Raw genomic sequence first — 24,753 nt, forward strand, 5'->3', positions numbered from 1 at the left:
AAACCTGAAATAATAGGACATTTTTAAAATAGCCGAATCGCTTGTGCTCCAAGCGATTCAGCTATTTTTCACCCCTCTAACTTCTAAAGTCAGGAATTGGTATGATCTGCCATAGCTTTAAATACTCTACTTATTCACCATATTTCCTGAAATTCCTTTAAAATTATACTAAAAGTGAAGAATTTCTTTTTTTGCTTAATATTTTTAATTGAGATAAAAAAAGCCAGCAACCCTTAATGAGCAAAGGTTGCCGGCATTACGTGTGGTTACTTCTTAACTAGTTTGCGTTTTGCAGCAATAATTGTTGCTGGAGAATCCTCCGTCCAAGAAGCTCCTTCATAATTACCCCACACTCCAGATATCTCCCAACCAGCCTCGAGTAAGGCCTTTTTCAAAACAGCACTTGTGATTGGAAACAAAATATTAACCCCAGAGACAACTTCTTTGGTATCTGGAAATTCAATTTTCATGGAAAAGTCGATTTTCCCATCGGACCTATAATCGTAGAAACGATAAAAGGTGAGATGAGAAGTCTTAATGACAGGAAACTCACGAATTCTCGCAGCCAGCATGCGGTCATAGTTAACTGTTTGCACTAACAGGTGAGTTCCCTTTTTCAAGAACTCAACAATTACATCCTTTAGTTCAGTTTCTCCGGAAACATGTGCTAAGGTATTTCCTAAACATAGTACACCTTCAAATTCAGTCTCGATTTTGCTTAGATCCCGCATGTCTGCAACTGCGAAGGATGCGTCCCCCCAAAACCCCTGGGCCTTTTTCTTGGAAATTCCAATCATCTCATCGCTTAAATCAACACCAAGTACTTTTAAACCCATTCGACTAATTTCTAAGGCAAATGTCCCTGTACCGCAACCAATATCCAAGATTGATTTTAGTTTTTCTTGGGTCACATAATCATTTAAAAATGACTTCTGCGGTTCCTTTAACGGAAATATCTCATCATAATGCTCAGATAAGGAGCGATAAAAATCCATCCTTTCAACCCCCTCCTCCCCACTTTACAATATTCTTAACCATAATGCCAATTCATTAGAGGATTAAATGAATTTTATGTGTTTGACCATCATCCTTGAGGAGTATGACCGGTTCCTCTAACACTTCACCATCAATCATTATTTTCTGGCATCCGAAGGAGCGAGAATTAGGATTTTCCACATTAATCTCATAGTTTGTAGATTCATATTGGTAAGTCATGCTAAAGCCTGCCCAACGACTAGGAATACACGGTTTCAAAACTAAAGAATCTCCGAGGCGTTTAAAGCCTAAAATACCTTCCACTCCTGCCTGATACATCCACCCGGCCGCTCCAGTATACCAGGTCCATCCTCCTCGTCCTACATGGGATTGAGTAGCATAAACATCTGCGGCCATGACATAGGGTTCTACCTTATAGCGATTCACTTCATGTTCTGTTCTAGCATGATGAATAGGATTCAGCATCTGAAAAAGTTCCGTTGCCTTGTCCCCTTCTCCTAAAGTAGTATAGGCTAATATAGCCCAGGCGGCTCCATGAGTGTATTGTCCTCCGTTTTCTCTCACGCCGGGTACATATCCTTTTATATAACCGGGATCAGGCAATAGCTTGTCAAACGGCGGGGTTAAAAGGAGAAGTAAACCATCTTCCTTTCGCCATAAATAATGTTCTAGTGCTAACATAGCATCCTGAGTACGAGTAGTCCTGGCTGCTCCTGATAGTACAGACCACGACTGGGCTAAAGCATCAATTTGGCATTCAGAATTCTGGGACGATCCTAAGGGGGTTCCATCGTCGAAATAGGCACGTCTGTACCATCCTCCATCCCAACCATGCTGTTCAATATTATTGAGGAGCTCTTCCGCTAGCTTGCGGTAGCGAATTCCACGGTCTTGATCTTGACGTAAATCACAAAGGTCTGCAAAGCGAGTCAAAGTAATATATAAGAACCAGCCCAGCCAAACACTTTCCCCTTTGCCCTTGTGTCCTATACGACTAAAGCCATCATTCCAATCACCAGAGCCGATAAGGGGTAACCCATGCTCACCAAACCTTAATCCTCTCTCAATGGCACGCAGACAATGCTCATATACAGTGCCTTGCTCCTCAGAAACAGTTGGAATCGAATATCGTTCATCTTCACCGTCTTTCAATGGTTCATCTTCCAAAAACTCGGTTAGCTCATCTAAAACACTAGTGTCCCCAGTCCGATCAATATAGTGAATAGTCACAAACGGTAACCACAGCAAATCATCGGAGAACTTAGTACGTATTCCCTTCCCTTTTTCCGCATGCCACCAATGCTGCACATCCCCTTCTCTAAACTGATGTTTGCAATGAATGAGGATCTGTTGTCGAGTAACAGATGAATTCGTATAAACCAGAGCCATCACATCCTGAAGCTGATCTCTAAAACCATAGGCTCCTCCCGATTGATAAAAAGCAGAACGCGCCCATAAGCGGCAAACTACCGTTTGATACATCAGCCATCTGTTTAAAAGCAAATTCATGGACAACTCTGGAGTCTGTACCTGAATGTTTCCTAAAACTTTATCCCAATACCGCTTAACCTCGGTAAAGGCATCATTAATCTTCTCAGGTTGACGATAGAATTTGATAATCTCTTCTGCCGCATGCTTATTTTCTGTTTCACCTACTAAAATTGTCACCGTCTTAGTCTCACCAGGCCTAATTACTAGTTCAATCCTCATTGCCGTACACGGATCAAGCCCTGCGCCAATTGTTCCGGACAATGAATCCAGCTTCAAGCCAATTGGATCTTCCAAACTTCCGTTACGCCCAATAAATTCAGATCGATCTCCAGTATAACTTTTAACCTCTGCACCTAGTGCCGTTACAAATCCAATCCTTCCCATATACTCTTCTTGATAGGTGTTTCTGACAAAGAACGTCTTGAGTTCTTGGTTATACTCAGTCACCAAATAAGGAGCAGTATGATCCCGCACTACTCCCATGACCCACTCGACATAATGGGTTACACTTAGTGTCATTTCACGATCGCTATTATTTCCTAGAGTTAGTTCAACTATCTTAACCGGCTTATCTATGGGCACGAAAAGATTCAACGTTTGCTTCAAGCCTCGGCTACAATGCTCAAAAATCGAGTATCCTTGTCCATGGCTTATTTTATAGACGCCGCTATCACGTTTGGGACTGGCTGTAACAGACCAAGATTCCCCAGTCTCATTATCCGTGAGAAAAAAGGCCTCACCAACAGGGTCAAGAATCGGATCATTTGACCAAGGAGTAAGCTTGTATTCACGACTATTCCTCGACCAAGTATATCCAGCTCCCACCTCAGATACTTGAAAGCCAAAGCTTGAATTTGCAATAACATTAATCCATGGTAAGGGAGTATTATTATCTTCTTGTAACTCGATAATATACTCTTTCCCATCTTCACTAAAACCGCCGTACCCGTTAGCAAAATTCAGTGGACTTCCAATTCCCTCAATCCTATCTTGGTACTTACTAATATTTGCTTCATCCTTTGATCCAGATATCTCTTTAGTCTCATTAGACATCTTCATAGATTCCTTCACACTGAGCTTGGCCTTTTTCCGTACTTGGGCAGAACAGGAGCCTCCCTCGCCACTAAAGGTTATACGGGCTACAGTACAGAGTAAATTAAGATCCTCCCCTTTAACAAGGCCTTTTTGCAGGAGAAAGACACCCCCTGGCTGATTCAAAAGATCTCTGGCATGTCCCATGGAGACAAAATCACGCAATGTATCTTGAAAAGCCTGTACATATCCGCTTTCATCCTCATTCAGAATTACGAGATCGGCCAACAGCCCTTTTAGCCTCCAGTATTCGTGAATTGTCAAGATACGTCGTACCAAGTCCAAGTGCTCCGCACTAGAGACTCTAACAAGTACAACCGGAAGATCTCCAGAAATCGCATATGGCCATAAAGCTGATTGCCCTTTACGGTTTTGTTGGATACATTCCTCAAATTCTCTGCGGCAAGGACTCAAATATAACAGATGTCCGCCAAGGCTTAAAGCCTCATTGGCCTGAGCCGATGTCAGATTTAAATGCCGAAGTTCCATTTTACTGTGGGTCCAGGCTAACTCAAATGCTCTATTTACTGATAGAGGATCTCTATATTTCTCTGCAATGCGATTTATTTCCTCACGGCTCTCTGCATAGCCAATCGAAAAGGATATTCTGGCGGTTTGACCTGGTGGGATTTTCACTCGCTGACGCAGACTCATGATAGGGTCAAGAACTGCTCCAACCGTGTTCGATAAAGGATGATTGGCATCCATTGCACGAGGTCTCGCCATACTCCTGCCCCGTCCAAGGAAACGAGAACGATCTGTTTCAAATTGCAGAGAACCTACTTTTTCTCCCTCTGTTGCAACAGTATGCATAAGCCATAATCTGGTTTGGTTTTCACTCCTTGGTCTTCGCGACGCTAAAAGGGTGTCATTCTCAAATTCAGTTTCAATAAAGAGGTTGCTAAATGCTGGATGAGCCAGATCATCGTTTTGTCTGGCCAGAACTACTTCAAAATAGCTGGTTACCTCGACAGTTCTGTCATGCTTACTATGATTTGTCAAGGAAAGACGGCGCATTTCTGCATTGTCTTCAGGGGATACAACAACTTCGGTATGGGTTGTAATATTACCATCCTTTCGACAATACTCTACTTGATCTGGTGCGTAGGTCGCTTTGTAATCTTCACCTAAGGTTTTACAAGGTTGATAAGCAGCTGACCATACATCTCCTGAGTTGAGATTTTGAATATAAAAGTAGACACCCCATGAGTCCCTTGTAACATCTTCTCTCCAACGCGAAAGGCTAATATTTTTATAACGGCTAAGCCCTGATCCCGAATTCGTCATCATGACAGAGTACTGGCCATTAGAGATACAATGAGCAACCGGGATAGGACTGTTGACATTATTTAATAGAACAAACTGATTCTTTTCAACATCTTGAGATTTCGTTTGCTTTTGCATAACCTGATACTCATCTTCGGGTTGTGGAATAATTTGTACAAAATCAGGAATCCGTTCTTGGAGTAAAAGCTCCGAGGACTGAATTAGTGCTTCGTTGTGTAACCTCTCCTGCATAACATTTTCAAATAGCACATTATCGATTGCTAAGAGACTCATCCCTTGATGATGGGCCATAAAACTCTGGACAACCCTATAGGAACGCCCAACTGGAATACGATCCTTAGTAAAATCAATAGCTTCATAAAGCCCGTAACGACCGCTAAAACCCTTTTCTTCCATGGCAGAAATGTTATTCACAGCTTCGCGAGGAACAACCTGGAGAGCCAAAAAGGTTGCGTATGGCGCTATAACAAGGTCTTGAATCAATCCCCTTTTTAAGCCCAGTCCTGGAACACCAAACGCTTTATACTGATAATTCAATTGTGGATCAAAAGCATAGAATCCAGACTCTGAAATACCCCATGGGATATTACGCTCCAGGCCATACTTCTTTTGAACATTTACAACAGAGTCATAGGTTTCATGGAGAAGAGTCCCCTCATAATTCCGCATCACAAGAAGAGGCATTAAAAATTCAAACATCGTCCCACTCCAGGAAACTAAACTACGTTTACCTTTGGTTAAGGTTAAAGAACGTCCAAGTTTAAACCAATGGCTCGCTGGCACATCCCCTTTGGCAATTGCAAAAAAGCTTGCTTGTCGTGCTTCAGAAGCTAAGAGATCATAATAAGAATTATCAAGCTTACTGTCTGCAACTCGATAACCAATTGAGAATAGTTGACGTGATTCATCATACAAGGGCGTAAAATCTGTAGCTAAGGCCATCTTCTCAAGCTTTAGCTGAAGCTCCTTGGATATTTGAACATAATTAAGCACCTTTCTAAGGGCAGTCTCAATAATCTCTTTTTCTTCAGGAATAGGACTACCGTTTCTAAGTCCTTCAGAATACTGTTTTACCAAACTATCCATAGTTAAGTTAATCATTACTTGCTCGCCTAGTGGTGATACTGTTACAAAACTACCGGAACCAGTTGCCCATGGACATAATTCTTCTAGTTCAAAACGAAATGATCTTACCATAGTATCCAGTCGATTAGCCCAATACAATCCCTCTTTACCCAGATCTTGATCTATAATATGTTCTGGCCACTCTGATAATAGCTTCAGCCAAGTATTGAGATTCCAGCTTTCTTCAGATGATCTTAATACTTCATCTAAAGCCAGATTAAAGGATTTAAGCTCATCATAAGCATCATCGCCTACTGCTTCAAGCAAAAGAACCTGGGTATCCTTAAGTCCTTTAACTAATTGCCTGTCGAATAAAGGTCTTTCCAAAAGCTCTGCAAGCCCAGATTTCAAGGTCATTAGGTACATAACGAAGTTACCACTATCAACTGTTGAGATATAGCGAGGTTCTAAAGGGGTTAGAGTCTGTGTATCATACCAATTATAAAGATGCCCTTGCCATTGCTCTATCTTTTCTATAGTTTGAAAGGTATGCTGAATATTCTCAAGCACCTTTGTTAAAGGAATATACCCAAAATCTCTGGCTGCTAAATTTGTTAATAATGCTAAGCCTATATTGGTAGGCGAAGTCCTATGAGCAACACCATTAGGTGGTTCAATTTGAACATTGTCCGGAGGAAGCCAATGATCCTGTTCACAAACATACTCTTCAAAAAAGGCCCAAATTTTCCGACTGTACCTCCGTAAGACAAACTCTTCTGAAGTTGAGAGCGTGGCCTTTTTGTGTTGAATCGGCATACTTATATAATGGGCAACCCATATTGAGACAAGCCAAGCAATCATAACCGGAATGAAAAGCACTAATTTTGTTGAATAGGAATAGATAAATAATACTGTGAGTAAGACAAAGAGAATAACGGGCCACATCGTATTAGTCATAGTTTTAAAATTAGCGTCTATGCGCTTTTCGGCATCCGAAGCAGTTTCCCATTCTAATAGATGACGATGTGAAACAAATTGCCGATAAAGACTCCTAACTATCGCATCCAACATAATCCAAGTATTATAGGGAAGGAACAAGAATTGAACTAAAAACTGTATCCCTAGGGTAATCAAGTCATGACTGAGATTCCCCTTGTCAGAACGCTCGGTAAATAGTTGACTAAGCAGATATAAGACAATGGGCGAAAATAAGCTTAGAGAAATTATTCCAACCCAAATAATTGGATTTCCTGAAAGAGCAATAAAGCCTAGTATTATTAGCAAGAGTAGGGATGGTGCTTCCAAGCTTCTCCTTAAATTATCTAGAATTTTCCACCGAGATAAAATTGGCAGTGGCTTGAATAACCAAGGTAACAGCTGCCAATCCCCTCTTACCCATCTATGTTGGCGACACATAAAGGCGAGATAATTAGCTGGGTAGCCATCGACAAGTTCCACATCAGAGACTAATCCTGCCCGAGCATAGATCCCTTCAATTAAATCATGACTCAAAATTTTATTATCCGGAAATGATTGATCGGTTACTTGATGAAAGACATTTATATCATAAATTCCTTTTCCCGTAAAAATACCTTCTCCAAACAAGTCCTGATATACGTCCGAGACGGCAGTTGTGTATGGATCAACTCCCACTTTGCCGGAAAAAATCCGAGCAAATTTTGAAGCATTAGCTTTTAGAACGGATACTACTACTCGAGGTTGAAGGATGCCGTAACCTTGAACCACCCTTTTTCCATCACTGCTTAGTCTTGGGATATGCAAAGGATGAGCAATAGTCCCGATCAGCTTCTTGGCAATCCCCCGCGGCAATTGTGTATCTGCATCAAGAGTAATAATATACCGAATGGTTGAAAGTATCGAAATTTCTCCAATTTGTACATTATAGCTTGTTGCACCTACTTGCCTTAAAAGGCGATTGAACTCTACAAGCTTCCCACGTTTGCGCTCCCATCCCATCCATACGCCTTCTGAATTATTATAAATTCTTTTTCGGTGAAAAAAGAAAAATCGTTCTCTGCCATATTTAGTATTCAATCTCTCAATGGCAGCAGTAGCGGCCGAAATAATTCCACTATCTTCCGGTGTATTTTCGGAAGCAGCATCTGCAAAATCACCGAGTAAGGCAAAATGTATGTTCTCATCACGATTGGCAAGATGATAAACTTCAATTTCACTGACAATTTCATTAACTCTACTAATATTCGTTAATAGAGTAGGAATTACAACCATTGTCCTTAATTCATCAGGGATACCTTCCCCTAACTCCAGTTTCGGTAAAAATGATGGCCGGAATAGTTCCGAAGATATCCAGTTTAGAAATGGGATGACCAGGCTACTTGACCAAATCAGCAGTCCAAATAGTAGAAATGCAAAGCTCAAGGAAATTGGTGTATGGTCAAGCACATAATTAAGTACTAAGGTCAATATAATTCCTATACCAATCAACATACTGCCAAAATAGTAAAGGTTTGGCCTTTTACGGATTTTTTGGCGCACCCTATACAAGAGATACTTTGATTTCCCAAAGTCCTCTTCTAATTCTTTCTCAAGGCCATCTCGACCATTTCCAAGCAAATAGTATCCGACATGCGCTGCTTCCGTATCCTCCTCAGAGTTTGCCTTTTCAGCCTTAGCAAGTATCTTGCGTGCCACAACTAATTCCGATACTTTATAAATCCTAGAAATCTTTTCAACACAGTGTCGATAGAAATCTCGGGACTGAAAATCCATGGCTGAATAAATGTTGCCTGGATCCTTTGCAAATAAACCTTCGACTAAACTGACATCTTCAAAAAAACGGGGCCAGTTTTCAGCGTTGATAAAATGAATGCTTAAAATTGCATGGCCCATTGATACTTGATACATAGTTTGTCTCTGACGTTCCAGTTTGGCAAGTTCTTCGATAGTCGTATCTTGTTTTGCTACAGCTCTATCTACCCATTGTAAAAGGGGACCCACATCGGATCCAATGTCACGGATACGCTTTAGAAGTTGGTCTGCATAGGCAGATGAATATTCCTCTTGGGGAGTTAGAGTCTTTAAAAGACTACTCCACTCCTCAGAACCGTGTTCAATTTCTAGCAAAGGGAATACCCATTGATCTGCAGCATCTCTTTCTGTCTGATTATAAATTATTTGTTCTGTGATTCTACGAATGTTTTCCAAAAGAATAATGCGCAGCATGATTGGGATCGCCCAGAGTTCACCGCTTGATAAAGGTACTTGAACTTGATAAGCTTTGATAAACGCTTTAAGTGTTTCTCCTTGTATCTGACTATCCGTGTGTTCAACAAGTTCAATCAACACCCCATAAATTCTTGGATATCCTTGAAAATCTCCTATGGAATTTATGGGCAACTGACGTTCAAACTTATCAGGAAGACTGTTTTCAATCTCAACTTTTAAGTCTTTTAAACTATAGTAGTTATCTAATAACCATTCGGTAGCAGGTACACTATCTTGCGTTCTTGCAGAATACTCCGAGATATCCCGGTAAGCCTGTTCTAAAAATTTTATGTTTTGCTTCACTCTGGGCAGCAGGGAGCGCTTTAAATAGCCAGTCCCCTGATTCGCATTTGATCTAGCAATTTCTTCAGCGTGACTAAGCAGGTCTTCGCCATGAAGTACAATATCTTTATAGGGCTTATTCTTAGTTAATGATCGTGTAAAAAACTTCATTCTCCATCTCCGTCTTATTTTTTTACATTATTTATGAATTATTCCCATTTCTTTTCACTTCATTCATCCAAAATGTTTTTAGGATAACAAAAAAAATCACTCTTACCAAAAGGCAAGAGTGATTTTTTGTTTACTTATCCAAAACGTTCATTAAATTCTTCGAGAGTTATAAGCACTTGTCGAGGTTTACTTCCTTCGTAGCCTCCTACAACCCCTTGTTCTTCTAGCATATCCATTAAACGTGCAGCTCTGGTATAGCCTAATTTTAATCTGCGCTGAAGAAAAGATACACTAGCCATACCTGTCCTAATTAATAGTTGACCGGCATCTATAAATAAAGCGTCATCTGGACCATTACCCTCTTCGCTTTTGACAGTCGTTTCGGCAAAGAGTCTTTCAGGATCCAGGTACTCGGGTTTCCCCATCCCTTTCCAATGCATTATTACTCTTTGTACTTCGTCATCGGTTACCAAACACCCTTGGACTCGAAGAGCTTTATTTTGACCAAGAGGAGAATAGAGCATATCTCCTCTGCCCAGTAATTTCTCTGCCCCAGTCGCATCTAGTATAGTGCGTGAGTCAATTTGTGATGAAACAGCAAAAGATATCCGACTAGGAATATTGGCTTTAATGACTCCAGTAATGACATCGACTGATGGACGCTGGGTAGCTATTACCAAATGAATTCCTGCAGCCCTTGCCATTTGAGCTAAACGACAGATCGCTTCCTCCACTTCTCCAGCAGCAACCATCATCAAGTCAGCTAACTCATCAATTATCACTACAACAAAGGGTAATGCCGGTTTAGTTGAAGATTCGCTAAAGTTTAGACGATTATAGCGTTCAATGTCTCGAACGCCTGAAGCAGCAAACAGTTCGTATCTATTTTCCATTTCTTTAACAATCCATTTTAGGGCACTAGCAGCCTTCTTTGGATCAATTACGACAGGGGCTAAGAGGTGTGGAATACCGTTATATTGACTGAGTTCAACCATTTTGGGATCTACCAGCAACAGCTTAACTTCGTCTGGAGTAGCATTAAACAAAATAGAATTGATGATTGTAGTTATACATACACTTTTCCCTGAACCTGTGGCCCCTGCAACGAGTAAATGAGGCATCTTTATCAAATCAGCGATAATTGGTTGATCTGAAATATCTTTACCTAAGGCGACCTTAAGTTTTGAAGAATGCTGTTTAAAACTTGGGGTTTCTAACACCTCTCTAAAAACTACTGATAAAGCTTGCTTATTGGGAACCTCTATGCCGATTGCAGCTTTTCCCGGGATTGGTGCTTCAATTCGCACATCGCGAGCAGCCAGAGCAAGGGCAATATCGTCGGACAAATTCACAATTTTACTAATTTTAACACCTGGTGCAGGAGCTAGCTCATAACGCGTAATGACAGGCCCTCTCGTCACCCGAATTAATTTAGCTTTAACTCCAAAATCAAAAAGTACTTTTTCTAGCTGCATAGAGGTTTCTGTATCTTGGATAATCGTTTTTTCCGGCAATGGGTCTAGGATATCAAAACCCGGAAACTCCCATTGCTTAAGTTCTTCGACATTAACCTCACACGCCTTTGTAACTTGTTCAATTACCTTTGGTTTTGAGACAGAATCGATCTCTTTATTCTCATAAGTACTATATCCTAAGATAAGCTCAGCCGCAGCAACCTCTGATTGAACATATGTAAGCTCAGAAATTTTATCGTTATAGTTATCCCTATAGTTATTGGTTTCGTTATTGGTTTCGATTTCTGTTTGAGCTTCGTATTCAGTTGCAATTATCAGCTCGGATAATTCCTCAACATTGGATTCTAGTTCGATTTCAAGTTCGTCAGATTGTTGAATTGCTACTTCTTGCTGAATCTCTGCAATATGCCTCTTCTCCACTGTGTCTTCAGAATCAACCGAATCAATTACAAGAGAAGTACAATCTTCTTTATACTGAGCCAAGAACTCTTCTTGTTCAGTTTTAGTCTTAAATATTGGTGAATATTTTTCTCGTTTTTCAGTAGAAATATTGGATTGATTCCCAGATTCATGGCGTCTATTTTGAAGACTATTAACACTGGCACTAGCTTCCTTATCAACCTCTGTAAAATAATTATTAAGCCCTTTCAAACTTGTCAAGCCATACCTTTTTGTGGTAAAAACAGATTTTCCTGTTCCAAAGTAAGACGGAAAATCTGTTCCTATTTCTTTCATTTCCTCATTCATTAAGTTATCTTTATCCTTCAGCTCTACCCATTCAGGAGAAGAAAAATATTGATTAAATCCTTTGAGGGATACAATTTTTCCTGCAGGTAGAGGAATGTCAGAAGAGTCTTGTATTTGTTCAAAATTCATAGGGTTTTTAGGAGGATTTTTCTTGGATTTAGCTGGTTCCATTATTAAATCAGCGATTTTTGACGCATTAACCCAAAGCAAAAGTCCTATTATAAAGCATAAGAAGGGACCAGTCCAGGCTAGACTTCCCATTGTGATTGTGAAAAAGTTATCGATATATTTGCCAATGGATAGACCAAAAGCACCTAAGAGCCCTAGAAAGGAAACTGTAAATAAAAGTGCACTTGCTAGTTTAAGCCAAAAAAAATAATTAGTTGTTGATTTCTTTTTTGACATATCTTCCACCTCCTCCAATTATTCATTATGGTAGATATTCTAGGGGAATGTCAAAGATTTTTTTGATATTATCATCAATAACTCAGTTGCACACCTTTTTGATTGGGCAAAGGATGGAATATTTCATGAGATATTTCTCCCTCTAAGGTTAAATAGACATTACCAGTATAGATAAAGTCACCCTTGGCCCAATAACGCAAATCCAAGAATTCTACAACACACTCTTCATTATCTTTATAGTGGGCAATCACGTGATAATACGGTGTAAATTGATTGAATATCTCAGCCAGATTCCCTTCCAAGGCATTAGCAACAGACGGATTATCCCCGTTTACTTTAGGTAGGACACGACAAATTGCAGGCACCTGATTGCGAATGGTTCCAAAGCTTACCTGCTCCTTTTGGAAAAGCAAAAAATTCCAATTGAAAGGATGATACATCGCTGGAATAATCTTTACTTGCTCCTTATCCTCAAGATTATAAGCATTGGCCAAACGATCTCTTATTTCAATCTTACCTAAATACCTAAGTCCTAAATATACTGCACTAAGTAGTATAGCACTGAGTGAAGATGTTCTGGCAATCTCAGGACTAATAAGGGACGTTATTAGTGATAAGAATACTAAACCTAGTACCACCGGATCTGTGAGCATAATCATATCGAGGGTTATCTTTTTTCTTGAAAAAGGCCACAAAAGTTCTGCCCCGTAAGAATTCAATAAGTCGAAAATTCCGTGAGACATTGTTCCTATTAAAGTCCAAATAAAAACAGTAGACCATGAAGTAGTTGGAAAAAGAAAATATAGAGCAGAACTGAGCCCTAAAGCAGATGTTGTCAAGGCAATTAGTGAGTGACTGGCACCTCTATGGTTTAACAGATAATTCAAGCGACCTTTTACATGAGCAATAATATCTAAATCCGGGAGGATTGCACCTAACGTGCAACCTAAAAAAACCGGATCATTAAGCTGTAGCGGATGACCGGATAGACTACTAAATGCGATCCCAATTAATCCATGTGTCAGTGGATCCAGAATAGTTCACCTCATCTTTACTTTGATGCATTCTTAAGGCATTTTAATATACAGTCATCATTATAGCACGACTAAGCAATGAAAAAACATTGTCTTTTTATTGCTGTAATACCATTTTATGTTTATAACTAAATCATTGAAGCAAGTTTATTAATCAAACCTTTAGGCTAATATCATTTACCGCAAGGTTTGAGGGCAAAACTTTGAGCCCTCATCACACTAATAAGTGTTATGAAGGCTCAGAGAATTGTGATTATCTAGTTGTGTAACTAAGGTTGTTTATTTACTTGAATGTGCGGCTACTTTTATTGAATTATTAACTTCGTGGATTTCAGGAATGTGATGAATGATCTTTTCAGCCCATTCCCTATCTTCATCGGAGTAAACTTCGCCAGTTAAAAAGGCGATCCCACCTTTAACAAAAGCGCGTATTTGCCCTGAATTTAGACGGTGTTGACCAAGCTTAGAAACTAATTGTTCTGTTAACCACAGATCGTCTCCTTGAGATTGATGCCGAGTATAAATCTCGCTAACTACTGCCTTTACTCCAGACACTTTATAAGCGGTATCAACCGCCCATTCCATTGCTTCCTGAGTATCGACAAGACCGGTTAGGGTAATTAATCCATTACGGGCCTCAGTCTTAATCTCATGGGCATCTACCCAAGGTGACTCAACAAATGCAGTTTCAATACGATTGACTAATGTAGCATCGTCTACAGCTTTTTCTAAAAACTGAATTTCACTTCGAATTTCTTTAACTCCTCTAATTTGTGAAGCCAGACGTTTGGCAAATCGCTCGGCACTTTGATTATCTAAATGTCCCAGTAAAGTAACAATACCCCGGCTAACTCGGCATCCTAAGCGGGCAATATCCTCATAGTTAGACCCTTGGAAACGTTCAATAATGTCTCTTTCAATATCCTTATCCATGATCTTCCCGTCATTGGCTACTGTCAGCGAATTATCCAGTTCTTTAATCCCAGCAATCCTTGCTATTCTACTTCCAAAAAAATCTTTTTCTACAAGGCTGTCTACTGTTCCCCAGATTGTCGCTCGATCCCCTTTTACATCAACATGTATACCTTGAGCGCTCTCTCCAAAATGAGTCTGAATAAGTTTTTTAATATCCTGCAGGATGTCTTGTTCAGAACGTGAATTTCGCATAAATCTCCCTCCACCATGAAAAGTGTTTCTGCTTCGATAGAGGGTATTTTATCCCAAGACTTCTCCTTTTAACCAAAAGCAATGGGATTGTTAAGATTTACAATTTGAAAAGTCTGCGGCAAGTTCTTCTAACCGATGTAATTGATCTCTTAAACCTAAGACAATTAATAGATCTCCCTGGTATATTTCGTCACCAGCATTGGGATTACTGATTACTTGATTTTCTCGTAAGATAGCTAGTACAATTGCACCTGTTTGTTGTTTAATCCCACTTGTTAGTAAGGTCCTACCAACTAAACAGGATCCTTCATCAATTTTCAGTTCTACCATTTCCATTTCGATATTATGGTCATGAATAACAGTTTCCAGATACTCTATACTAATAGGCTTTAATATAGACATGGCCATCCTCCAACCACTTAAGGTTGCAGGGGAAATGACTTTATCAGCCCCTGCACGAAGCAGCTTTTTTTCAGACTCCGGCTGATCCATACGTGCTACCACATTAATATTAGGGTTCAGTCCTTTGGCCGTCAAAGTGACAAAGACATTTAGAGAATCCTCCGGAAGAGCAGAGATAAGTCCCTTAGCCTTGTTTATGGCGGCTTTATTCAGGGTTTCATCATGAGTAGCATCACTATTAATAACTAAAAAGCCTTCTGCAATAAGTTCGTTAGCCAGCTCTTCCTTCTGTTCTATTACAACACATTGGGCACCTTCTTTACGAAGGCGATAAACAACTTGCCTGCCGACACGTCCAGCTCCGCAAACGATAACATGATCTTCTAGTTCTTCTATTTTTTTGTTCATCTTTCTTCTCCAATATACTCCAGCCAACTGACCCTCAATCAGAAAGGCCATTAATTGTCCAGCAAAATATAACATAGCACCAGCTCCACTCAGCATAAGGAATATTAAAAAGATATGCCCTGCTTCGGTTTGAGCCTGAATGTCTCCGAATCCCACCGTAGTTACTGTCTGAACCGTAAGATAGATAGCCCTTGATATAGTAAGATGCTCTGTAATTACTAGCCCAGCTGTGCCTATGATTATTGTAACAAGTAAAGCGATAAAGGCTATCCAAACCCTTCTAACCACGATTTGCACCTCTTCTGTTAAGTCAAGCATTACCTATTAGTCTCAAATTGTTAAGTAATCCCTTAGCTTAAGGATATTTTCATAGGGTATATCTATTTGTCCCAGCTTTACATACCCTGAAGGTCCATGATAATCACTTCCACCGGTTGCTATGATTGCATTTTTTTCAGCAACCTCCGTGTAATATTGAATCAGCACCGTTTGTCTTTCCCAATATCCATAATATACTTCAAGTCCTATTGGACGATAGGCCAATAACGAAAACACTATTTGGGGATCCCAGAGTAGTCCTGGATGGGCTATAACTGGAAGTCCTCCACAAGAGAATATTAAATCTACGGCATCCTCAAAAGCATGGTTTAAATAGGGTAAGTGGGCTACTCCTCCCGGACGAAAGTGTGCTGCTATCTCTCTCCAGTTCTTAGAAGAGTTGCCGTCTTCCTGGTGATACATAGCTCTCATGATATGCCCCTTTGTAACGGCACCATCGGCACCGACTTCTTTCTCAACATCTTGCCATTTTAGAGCTATTCCATTGCTAACTAAACAATCAACCATATCATGGGCTAAATTAGTGCGCTGTGTTCGGATCTCTTTTAAACGCCCTTGGAGAAGCGGATGATTAACATTATTAAAATACCCCAGAAGGTGAACCTCATGACCTCGGTAGCTTGTTAATAATTCTACTCCAGGGATAATTTTGATATTTAGTTCTTCAGCAAGTTTTTCAGCCTTGCTGACGGCTTGCGTGCTTTCATGGTCCGTAATTGCTATAGTTTGAACATTATTAGCATGAGCAAGGCTAATGACCTCTTCTACTGAAAGCAAGCCATCAGACTCATGAGTATGAATGTGTAAATCGGACCTCAAATACATCCCTCCCTCAAATTGTATTTTGCTTTTGTAATATATATTATACTATGCCTATTCTTGTTTTTCTTCAAAAATCCTGCCTGCCTGTTCTATATTTAATTAATATATCTCAAAAAAATTCTAAAACGTATTGACACTTTTAACTTTTTCCGATATAATTCATTTCGTTGCAAAAACATAGGGGATTAGTTTAATGGTAGAACAGCGGTCTCCAAAACCGTCAGTGGGAGTTCGACTCTCTCATCCCCTGCCACAAAAAAAAGATTAACATCGCAAGTGATTGCGGTGTTTTTAATTGCCATCACGCTGCATGTCATAATGTTCAATTGGCTAACAGTCAGTAAAGATAAATTAATTACAGATAACAGAATTTAATCACCTTTTAATATAGAAAACAGAACATCCTCGGACATGCTGAATAGAATATACAAACGTCTCATTCTTATGTGACTCTGAAATGAGATGGTGAACTGAATGCTTTTAGGATTCTTAGGTGTTTTAGTAGCTTTATTAGTAATAATCGCTCTGTTATTAGTAATAATCAGAAAACTCGAAGTAACGTAGCCCCCAAAGCGATAGCCTGGGTTTAACCCAGGCTATTATCTGTCTAAAACATTTAACACAAACTTTGTGAATATCGGTCAAATTAAAAGCTCAACCTAAAAAATAGGTTGAGCTTTTTAACTAATTTTAATCTAGTTTACACTCAATTAAGTTTGATTCTCCACTTAACATAGTGAGCTTAGGTTCGAGTAAATTTTTCTCTTTTTCTAAGGCTGAGGGGGGCTCTTCAAAAGCGTCTTTTTTTATATTTTCCGTAGCCACTGCGAGCATAAGTTTAATTCGATTAAGTTGATTGACTTCACTTGCTCCCGGGTCATAATCAATTGCCGCAATGTTGGCCTTCGGGTAGGAGCGTCTGATTTCTCTGATCATGCCTTTGCCGGTAATATGATTTGGCAAGCAAGCAAAGGGCTGTAAACAAACGATATTGTTTACCCCACTGCGGATCAGTTCAACCATCTCTCCTGTCAGGAACCATCCCTCACCACACTGATTGGCTAGCGAAAGGTGTTTTTCAGCGTACTTAGCAATTTCTTCGATTGGTTTAGGTGGTTCAAAACGTTTGCTGGCTTCAAGCGCCTTCTTCATAACTTTTCGATAAGATTCAATTCGATTCTCCGAAAAATACCCTGAAACCATCTGCCAAAAGCTGCCCGATAATTGCTGATATTTTATTCGGTTATCAAAGGCACCATATAAAAGAAAGTCAGTTAAGTCGGGAACTACTGCCTCAGCTCCTTCAGCTTCTAACAATTCTATGATATTGTTATTGGCTGTCGGGTGAAACTTAACCAATATTTCACCTACAACACCAACCTTCGGCTTAACCAGATCCTCATATAGTTCTAGACTATCAAAATCTGCCACAATTTGACGGATGTTCTCCGAGTGTTCTTTACTATTCCCATTTTTTAGAGATTCTTGACACCGCTTCACCCAATAGTCATACAAGAGATTTGCAGAGCCCGGAAATTTTTCATAAGGACGCACCCTATATAATACCCTCATCAATAAATCTCCGTAAACTAGTCCTCGCATAATCTTATTAAACATTGGAATAGTAAATTTGAACCCTGGATTCGTTTCCAGTCCGGATGAATTTCCTGTATTCAAGGCTATGACTGGGACATGTTCCATGTTCGCATCTTTTAAGGCTTTTCGGATAAAGGAAATATAGTTTGTAGCTCGACAGCCTCCACCCGTTTGTGTCATTATCACCGAAGTGTTGTTGATATCATAGTCTCCGGATTTTAAGGCCTTCATTAACTGACCTACTACAATAATGGCTGGGTAACATGCATCATTATGAACATACCTCAAGCCTTCATCAACTGCTGATTTATCCACAGAGGGCAAAAATTCTATACTATACCCAGAATCTTCAAAGGCCGTCTTAAAGAATTGAAAATGAATAGGCGACATTTGGGGGGCTAATATCGTGTGTGTTTTCTTCATCTCTTTTGTAAAGACAGCTCTCTTAGGATATTGGGAGAGTTTCTTAGGGATGAATTTCCTTTTATCACGTTCTTTAATTGCCGCGATTAACGAGCGCAAACGAATCCTAGCTGCTCCCAAATTATTAATCTCATCAATTTTGAGGACTGTATAAATTTTTCCGTAGGCTTCAAGAATCTCTTTTATCTGATCAGTCGTCACGGCATCTAGCCCACAACCGAATGAGTTTAACTGAATTAATTCTAAATCCTTTTGCTGAGCTACATAACTTGCTGCATTATATTCTCTGGAATGATAAACCCACTGATCAACAACCCGTAATGGCCTTTCTACGGTACCCAAGTGTTGAATTGAATCTTCAGATAGAACTGCAAAACCATAGGAGCTTATCATCTCGGGTATGCCATGATTTATTTCAGGATCAATGTGATAAGGTCTGCCAACGAGGACAATTCCTTTGATTTTGTTTTCTCGAATATAGTTTAGAGTTTCTTCACCTTTTAACCTGACATCCTCTTTGTATCGATCTAATTCTGCATAGGCTTTATCAAGAGCTCGAGCAAGTTCGGACTTGGGTATTCCCTCAGGTTCTAATTCTACAGAGAGTCGTTTTAGCATTCTGCTGGGCATATCTAATGGTAAGAAAGGATGATAAAAGGTCACCTGCTGCTCTCTCAGACTGTCCATATTAGCGTTAATAGTTTCCGGATAAGAGGTAACTATCGGACAATTATAGTGGTTGTCAGCTTCTTGATCTTCTTTTCGAGCATAAGGGATACAAGGATAGAATATCTTATTAATCCCTTTTTTAATTAAATCTATTATATGGCCATGGGCTATCTTAGCTGGGTAACAAGCAGAATCAGAAGGAATGGTATCCATCCCCAGTTCATAAATCTTATTGGAAGATCGACCAGAAAGGAGAACACGATACCCTAATTCTGTGAAAAAGGCGAACCAAAATGGATAGTCCTCATAAATGTTTAAAACTCTGGGAATTCCAATAGTTCCCCTCGTTGCTTCTTCATTGGTTAAAGGTTTATATTTAAAGATTCTTTTGTATTTGTACTCGTAAAGATTAGGAATATCACTTTTGATAAGGTCTTTTCCCAACCCTCTTTCGCAGCGATTTCCTGAAATATATTCATTTCCACCAGAAAAGTGTTTGCTGCTTATCAAGCAGTTGTTTCCACATAATCCACAACGTTTCATTGTGGTCTTTGTAGTGAAGTTCAACAAGTCATGCCCCTGAACCAGGGTCGTTTGACAGCCAAGCTCATATTGATCTCTAGCGATTAAAGCAGCCCCAAATGCTCCCATAATCCCTGCAATATCCGGTCTGACAACTTCTTTTTTGGTAATTATTTCAAGAGCCCTGAGGACAGCGTCGTTATAAAATGTTCCTCCCTGGACAACAATTTTCTGTCCCAGTTCTTCTACACTTCGCAACCGGATAACTTTAAATAAGGCATTCTTAATGACTGAAATGGATATTCCTGCAGAAATATCACTAATTTCTGCCCCTTCCTTTTGAGCTTGCTTTACTTTAGAGTTCATAAAAACCGTACAACGTGTTCCAAGATCTACCGGATGCCTGGATCTCTCGCTTAATTGAGCAAATTCTTTAACGTCCATGTTTAAGGAGTTTGCAAAGGTTTCTACAAAGGATCCACAGCCCGAAGAGCACGCTTCATTCAAGGTAATTGACTCAATCACTCCATCACGGATAACCAAGCTCTTCATGTCCTGTCCACCAATGTCAAGAACAAACTCGACTCCCGGTTGAAAGAAGTTTGCTGCTGTGTAATGGGCGACTGTTTCGATCTCTCCGATATCCACTCCGAGAGCTGCTTTAATAAGATGTTCCCCATAGCCAGTAACAGTGGAATTTACAATTCTTACGCCATTGTGAAGTTTATTATATAAACCTTTTAAAGCGTCTATGGTAGACTCTAGGGGTTTACCCATATTACTTCCATAATAAGAGTATAATAAGCGCCCTTCTTCATCGACAAGAGCAAGCTTAGTAGTTGTTGAACCGGCATCAATACCCAGATAGGCATTTCCGTGATAATTATCTATATCTACTCTCGATACCTTATGCTCATCATGTCTCTTCTTAAAAGCATCGTACTCTGCCTTTGAAGCAAACAGGATTTCCAATTCGTGGTTTTCGGAGTTATCGATTTTATGAATCTCAGGTACTTTGCCAAACAAGCTTTTAACTGTAAAGGGAACCATTTCAGTCGACGATAATGCTGCACCTATGGCCACAAAAAATTGGGAATTATCCGGCAATATAACCTTATTTCCTTCTAGTTTAAGGGTGTCAATAAAGCGATTTCTTAGCTCTGACATAAAGTGCAAAGGCCCACCTAATAGGGCGACATTTCCACTAATGGGGCGTCCTTGGGCAAGTCCGCTTATCGTTTGGTTTACAACAGCTTGGAGAACAGAAACAGCAATGTCCTCCTTGGCAGCTCCTTCATTTAGTAAAGGCTGTATGTCTGTCTTGGCAAATACACCGCACCTGGAAGCGATTGGATAAATGTGATGATAGTTTTTGGCAAGTTCATTCAATCCGGGAGCGTCAGTCTGTAATAAAGATGCCATTTGATCAATAAAAGCCCCAGTACCTCCAGCACAGGTGCCATTCATCCTTTGCTCGATAGAATCTCCCAAAAAAGTTATCTTGGCATCCTCACCGCCGAGTTCAATAGCTGTGTCTGTGTTTGGAATTACAACTTTGATTGCATTCGTACAGGCAATTACTTCCTGAATAAAGGGCTTTTCTAGTTTTTGAGAAATATTATACCCGCCTGATCCAGTGACCATTAGGGTTAGTAAATGTCCATTTATAACACTTTTTGCATCTTCCAGTACGGTAATAACTGTGTTTCGGATATTGGAAAAATGCCGTAAATATCTCTTATAAAGAATGTTTTTATGATTATCTAAAACAACTATCTTAACAGTTGTAGAGCCAACATCCAAACCAATATTCAAAACTTTACTCATTCTCTTCCTCCACAATGTATGGTGAACATTCTAGTTAATAGCGTGACCTCATTACTTTTGAAGGCTTATGCCCTTTGTAAATATTTTAACATAATTTGAAATGCATGTCTGAAGATCCGTGTTAAATGTAAGCTTGCTCATTACTAATGATGTGAAAAATAAGCCAAAGTTAGTTGCTAAAAAGCTAACGGCTAAGGTTTCCGGGTTCTCAACTATGACACCTCTATTCCGCATTTCTTCGAAATAACTACTCAATAGATTCTTAAACTCATTCGGAAACTTCAATAACATTTTTTCAAATTGAGGATTAAATTCATCATTCTTTAAGTGCATCAATATGATTTTTTGGTTTTTCCTTAATACATCTTGGTAGGAAGAACATATATTGAATAGGTCTCGTTCTAAATTCCATTCTAGGTTTTCAAAAAGAGCAATAAATTTCGGGGTGAAAACAAATCTATCAAATGCTCTTTCAAATAGATTATGCTTGTTTTCGAAGTGTCTAAAAAGGGTCATTTCACTAACGCCTGCTTCTTTGGCAATTTCTTTAGTGGTTACAGCAGTATAACCTTTTTGTGAAAAGAGGACAATTGCTGCATCAATTATTTTATCTTCAGTAGTACACATAGTGTCCTCCAATCAATGTAGAATAATGTTAGTTATTACTAACATATGTATTTTATCATTCTTCTAAAACAACTTCAATCCATCATCATGACGGAACTGCTTCCTATATTTGTATTCAGTTCTCCAGATAAAAGATTATCCGATGACTTCCAGCCGTAAAACTCCCATCTTCTATAAGTACGAAAGCATCCAGTGACGAAACCCGGGTGAGGGTTTCGCCCAAGCCGCCTGCACCAAAGAAAAGCATAACGGCGCAGGTTGCTTTCGCCGAACCGCAAACTACACAGAACAACTTTAGCGGTGAGGATGAGATAACGGCTGCTACGTCCCTGGATAAGTTCTTCTATGCTTCAGATGGAGTAAGTATTCCTCTTAACAAACTCATCTGAAGCTAAGAATCACTTGATTCCCTGTCCAAAAATCTTTATAAGAACGAGTATCTAAAACATTTCATAAAAAGAAGAACTTTCATTTCCACACAACAATAGGGCTGGAACTTTAATTTCCAGCCCTATTGAATCTTTCTATTAATTGTTGGCGGTTTTTAATTGATTGACTAATGCCTCACTTATCTTGCTGGGGACTTCTTCATATCTAAGAAAACTCATCGTGAATGAACCTTTCCCTTGAGTTAAACTTCTTAAATCTATGGCATAGCGCATCATTTCAGCCTGCGGTACATGAGCTCGAATAGATGGAGTTTTTCCACTGCTATCCATTCCTAACACTCGCCCTCTCTTACCATTTAGGTCAGCAATTACATCACCCATGAAGGCTTCAGGAACGTGTACTTCAATTTCAACAACCGGCTCTAGCAAGGTAGGTTTGGCTTGCTCTACACCTTTACGGAAAGCCATAATCGCCGCAAGCTTAAAGGCCATTTCCGAAGAATCTACGGCATGATATGAACCATCACAAAGGGTAACCTTGATATCAGTTACAGGATATCCTACCATTGCCCCTTCGGCCATTGCTTCTCTAATTCCTTTTTCTACCGCCGGAATATATTGTTTGGGAACCGCACCGCCAAAAATTGACTCTGTAAATTCAAAGTCACTTCCTTCTAATGGCTCTAAGTTAATCCATACGTGACCATATTGACCATGACCACCCGTTTGCTTTTTATGCTTTCCTTCAACTTTAACTGCCTTACGAATCGTTTCACGATAGGGAACTCGAGGGACTTTTAACGTAACCTCTACTCCAAACTTCCTGGCAAGTTTTTCTTGAAGAATATCGATTTGCATCTCTCCTAATCCTGTCAAAATCAACTCTTTTGTTTCTGTGTTTTTAGTTTTTATTATCGTCGGATCTTCTTCAAGCAAGCGTGATAATGCACCGCTAAGCTTATCCTCGTCCCCTTTAGTTTTGGGTTGGATAGCTACCGACAGAGTAGGAATGGGAAAATCGATCCCCTCAAGCCTTAGAGGGTGTTCTTTTCCACATAAGGTATCTCCAGTTTTTACCTCTTGCAGCTTTGCGATAACTGCAATGTCTCCTGCACACACGAACCCGATAGGCTCTTGAGTTTTACCTCTAAGATAAAACGGCTGCCCAATTTTTTCTTCTACATCACGACTTGAATTATAGACGAAGGACTCGGCTTTGATTTTCCCCCCATAAACACGTAAGTAAGACATCTTCCCAACATAAGGATCCGTTAAGGTTTTAAAAACAAGGGCTGATGTTTCCGAGACTACTTCAGGTACTGGAGCGTATTTTGCCAGGAAGTCCATAAGCTTTGAAACTCCAATATTCCTGCTCACGGAACTGCAGAGTACGGGAATCACAAGATTTTGTTTTAACCCTAACTGCAAGGCATTCTGTAAGTCTGCCTCGGTCAACCCCTCTCCTTCCAGATATTTCATTAGTAGTTCATCGTCTGCTTCGGCAACTACTTCAGTCAATTGCTCCCTTAGAAGATCAACTTCTTCCCTGTACTCATCTGGAACTTCTTTAATTGAGTACTTCCCACTGCCATCCAAATCATATTCATAGACTTTGTTATCCAGAATGTCTATGAGTCCCGTAAAACCAGATTCTTGCCCTAGGGGAATTTGAACAGGAACAAGTCGGGCCTGAGGATAAGCATCTTTGAGTTGTTCCAAGACCTTGTGGTAATTAGCATTCTTACGATCTAGTTTATTAATAACAATAATTCTAGGTAATTTTTGTTCTTCCATCAGACCCCAAGCTATTTCGGCTTGAACTTCAAGCCCAGCTGTTCCGCAAAGAACGAGCACTCCACATTCCACCACGCGCAAGGCACTCTTTACTTCACCTAAAAAATCTAAATAACCTGGACTATCAAGGACATTTACTTTGACACCTTGCCACTCAAATGGAATAAGACTCGTACTTATTGACACCTTGTGTTTTACTTCTTCGGGTAGATAATCTGAGATTGTGTTTCCTTCAGAAACTTTACCAATACGATTGATCGCACCTGAATTAAAGAGAAAGGTTTCCGCCAGGGAAGTCTTTCCTGCTCCGCCGTGCCCAACTAGACCAACATTGCGAAGTTGTTTAGTGTCATAGGTTTTCAAGACGATTCCTCCTTGATTTGTTATTTAAGAAAAAGGTCACAGCCTTTTACTCGCAACAGATAACCGGAGTTTTTAATGTCTCAGATCCCAGATTAGTACTAATCTATTGATTAG

General features: G+C 39.8%; 11 protein-coding genes and 1 tRNA gene. 1 reads left to right on the plus strand and 11 read right to left on the minus strand.

Translation table 11 applies throughout. The annotated features are described in order from the left end of the window. Positions 1-266: 266 nt before the first annotated feature. From BLS16_RS07620 to BLS16_RS07650, 7 genes are all read right to left on the minus strand, one after another. A complete protein-coding gene (locus BLS16_RS07620) occupies positions 267-995 on the minus strand; it encodes a class I SAM-dependent methyltransferase (protein WP_092331877.1) in 729 nt (242 codons plus the stop codon). Positions 996-1,050: 55 nt separating this feature from the next. After that, on the minus strand, positions 1,051-9,630 hold the full coding sequence (locus tag BLS16_RS07625; protein WP_092331879.1) for a glycoside hydrolase family 94 protein: 8,580 nt from the start codon (positions 9,628-9,630) through the stop codon (positions 1,051-1,053). Positions 9,631-9,764: 134 nt separating this feature from the next. After that, positions 9,765-12,257, minus strand: coding sequence for a DNA translocase FtsK (locus tag BLS16_RS07630; RefSeq protein ID WP_092331882.1), 2,493 nt, complete (start codon positions 12,255-12,257; stop codon positions 9,765-9,767). 74 nt (positions 12,258-12,331) lie between these two features. Continuing rightward, positions 12,332-13,294, minus strand: a complete 963-nt coding sequence (locus tag BLS16_RS07635) for a metal-dependent hydrolase (protein ID WP_092331886.1) — start codon at positions 13,292-13,294, stop codon at positions 12,332-12,334. 276 nt (positions 13,295-13,570) lie between these two features. Beyond that, positions 13,571-14,458: a BON domain-containing protein gene (locus BLS16_RS07640; protein WP_092331888.1), complete on the minus strand. Its 888-nt coding sequence runs from the start codon at positions 14,456-14,458 to the stop codon at positions 13,571-13,573. Between the two features lie 90 nt (positions 14,459-14,548). Continuing rightward, positions 14,549-15,586 (minus strand): potassium channel family protein, encoded by a 1,038-nt coding sequence (locus BLS16_RS07645; protein WP_092331890.1) that lies wholly within the window; start codon positions 15,584-15,586, stop codon positions 14,549-14,551. 12 nt (positions 15,587-15,598) lie between these two features. After that, positions 15,599-16,426, minus strand: a complete 828-nt coding sequence (locus BLS16_RS07650) for a PHP domain-containing protein (RefSeq protein ID WP_092331893.1) — start codon at positions 16,424-16,426, stop codon at positions 15,599-15,601. A 182-nt stretch (positions 16,427-16,608) separates the two neighbouring features. On the opposite strand from BLS16_RS07650, the gene BLS16_RS07655 reads away from it, so the two are divergent. Beyond that, positions 16,609-16,682, plus strand: a tRNA-Trp gene (locus BLS16_RS07655). A gap of 437 nt (positions 16,683-17,119) precedes the next feature. On the opposite strand, the gene BLS16_RS07660 is transcribed toward BLS16_RS07655, so the two are convergent. The 4 genes from BLS16_RS07660 to fusA form a co-directional block, all read right to left on the minus strand. After that, complete coding sequence (locus BLS16_RS07660) at positions 17,120-21,466, minus strand: 2-hydroxyacyl-CoA dehydratase (RefSeq protein WP_092331895.1); 4,347 nt, start codon at positions 21,464-21,466, stop codon at positions 17,120-17,122. Positions 21,467-21,517: 51 nt separating this feature from the next. Then, positions 21,518-22,093 (minus strand): TetR/AcrR family transcriptional regulator, encoded by a 576-nt coding sequence (locus BLS16_RS07665; RefSeq protein ID WP_092331898.1) that lies wholly within the window; start codon positions 22,091-22,093, stop codon positions 21,518-21,520. A gap of 115 nt (positions 22,094-22,208) precedes the next feature. Continuing rightward, positions 22,209-22,385, minus strand: a complete 177-nt coding sequence (locus BLS16_RS23510) for a hypothetical protein (RefSeq protein ID WP_176786103.1) — start codon at positions 22,383-22,385, stop codon at positions 22,209-22,211. A gap of 235 nt (positions 22,386-22,620) precedes the next feature. Further along, complete coding sequence (gene fusA / locus BLS16_RS07670; protein ID WP_092331900.1) at positions 22,621-24,639, minus strand: elongation factor G; 2,019 nt, start codon at positions 24,637-24,639, stop codon at positions 22,621-22,623. Between the last annotated feature and the right edge of the window lie 114 nt (positions 24,640-24,753).

This window comes from Desulfosporosinus hippei DSM 8344 (genome assembly GCF_900100785.1).
Classification (GTDB): domain Bacteria; phylum Bacillota; class Desulfitobacteriia; order Desulfitobacteriales; family Desulfitobacteriaceae; genus Desulfosporosinus; species Desulfosporosinus hippei.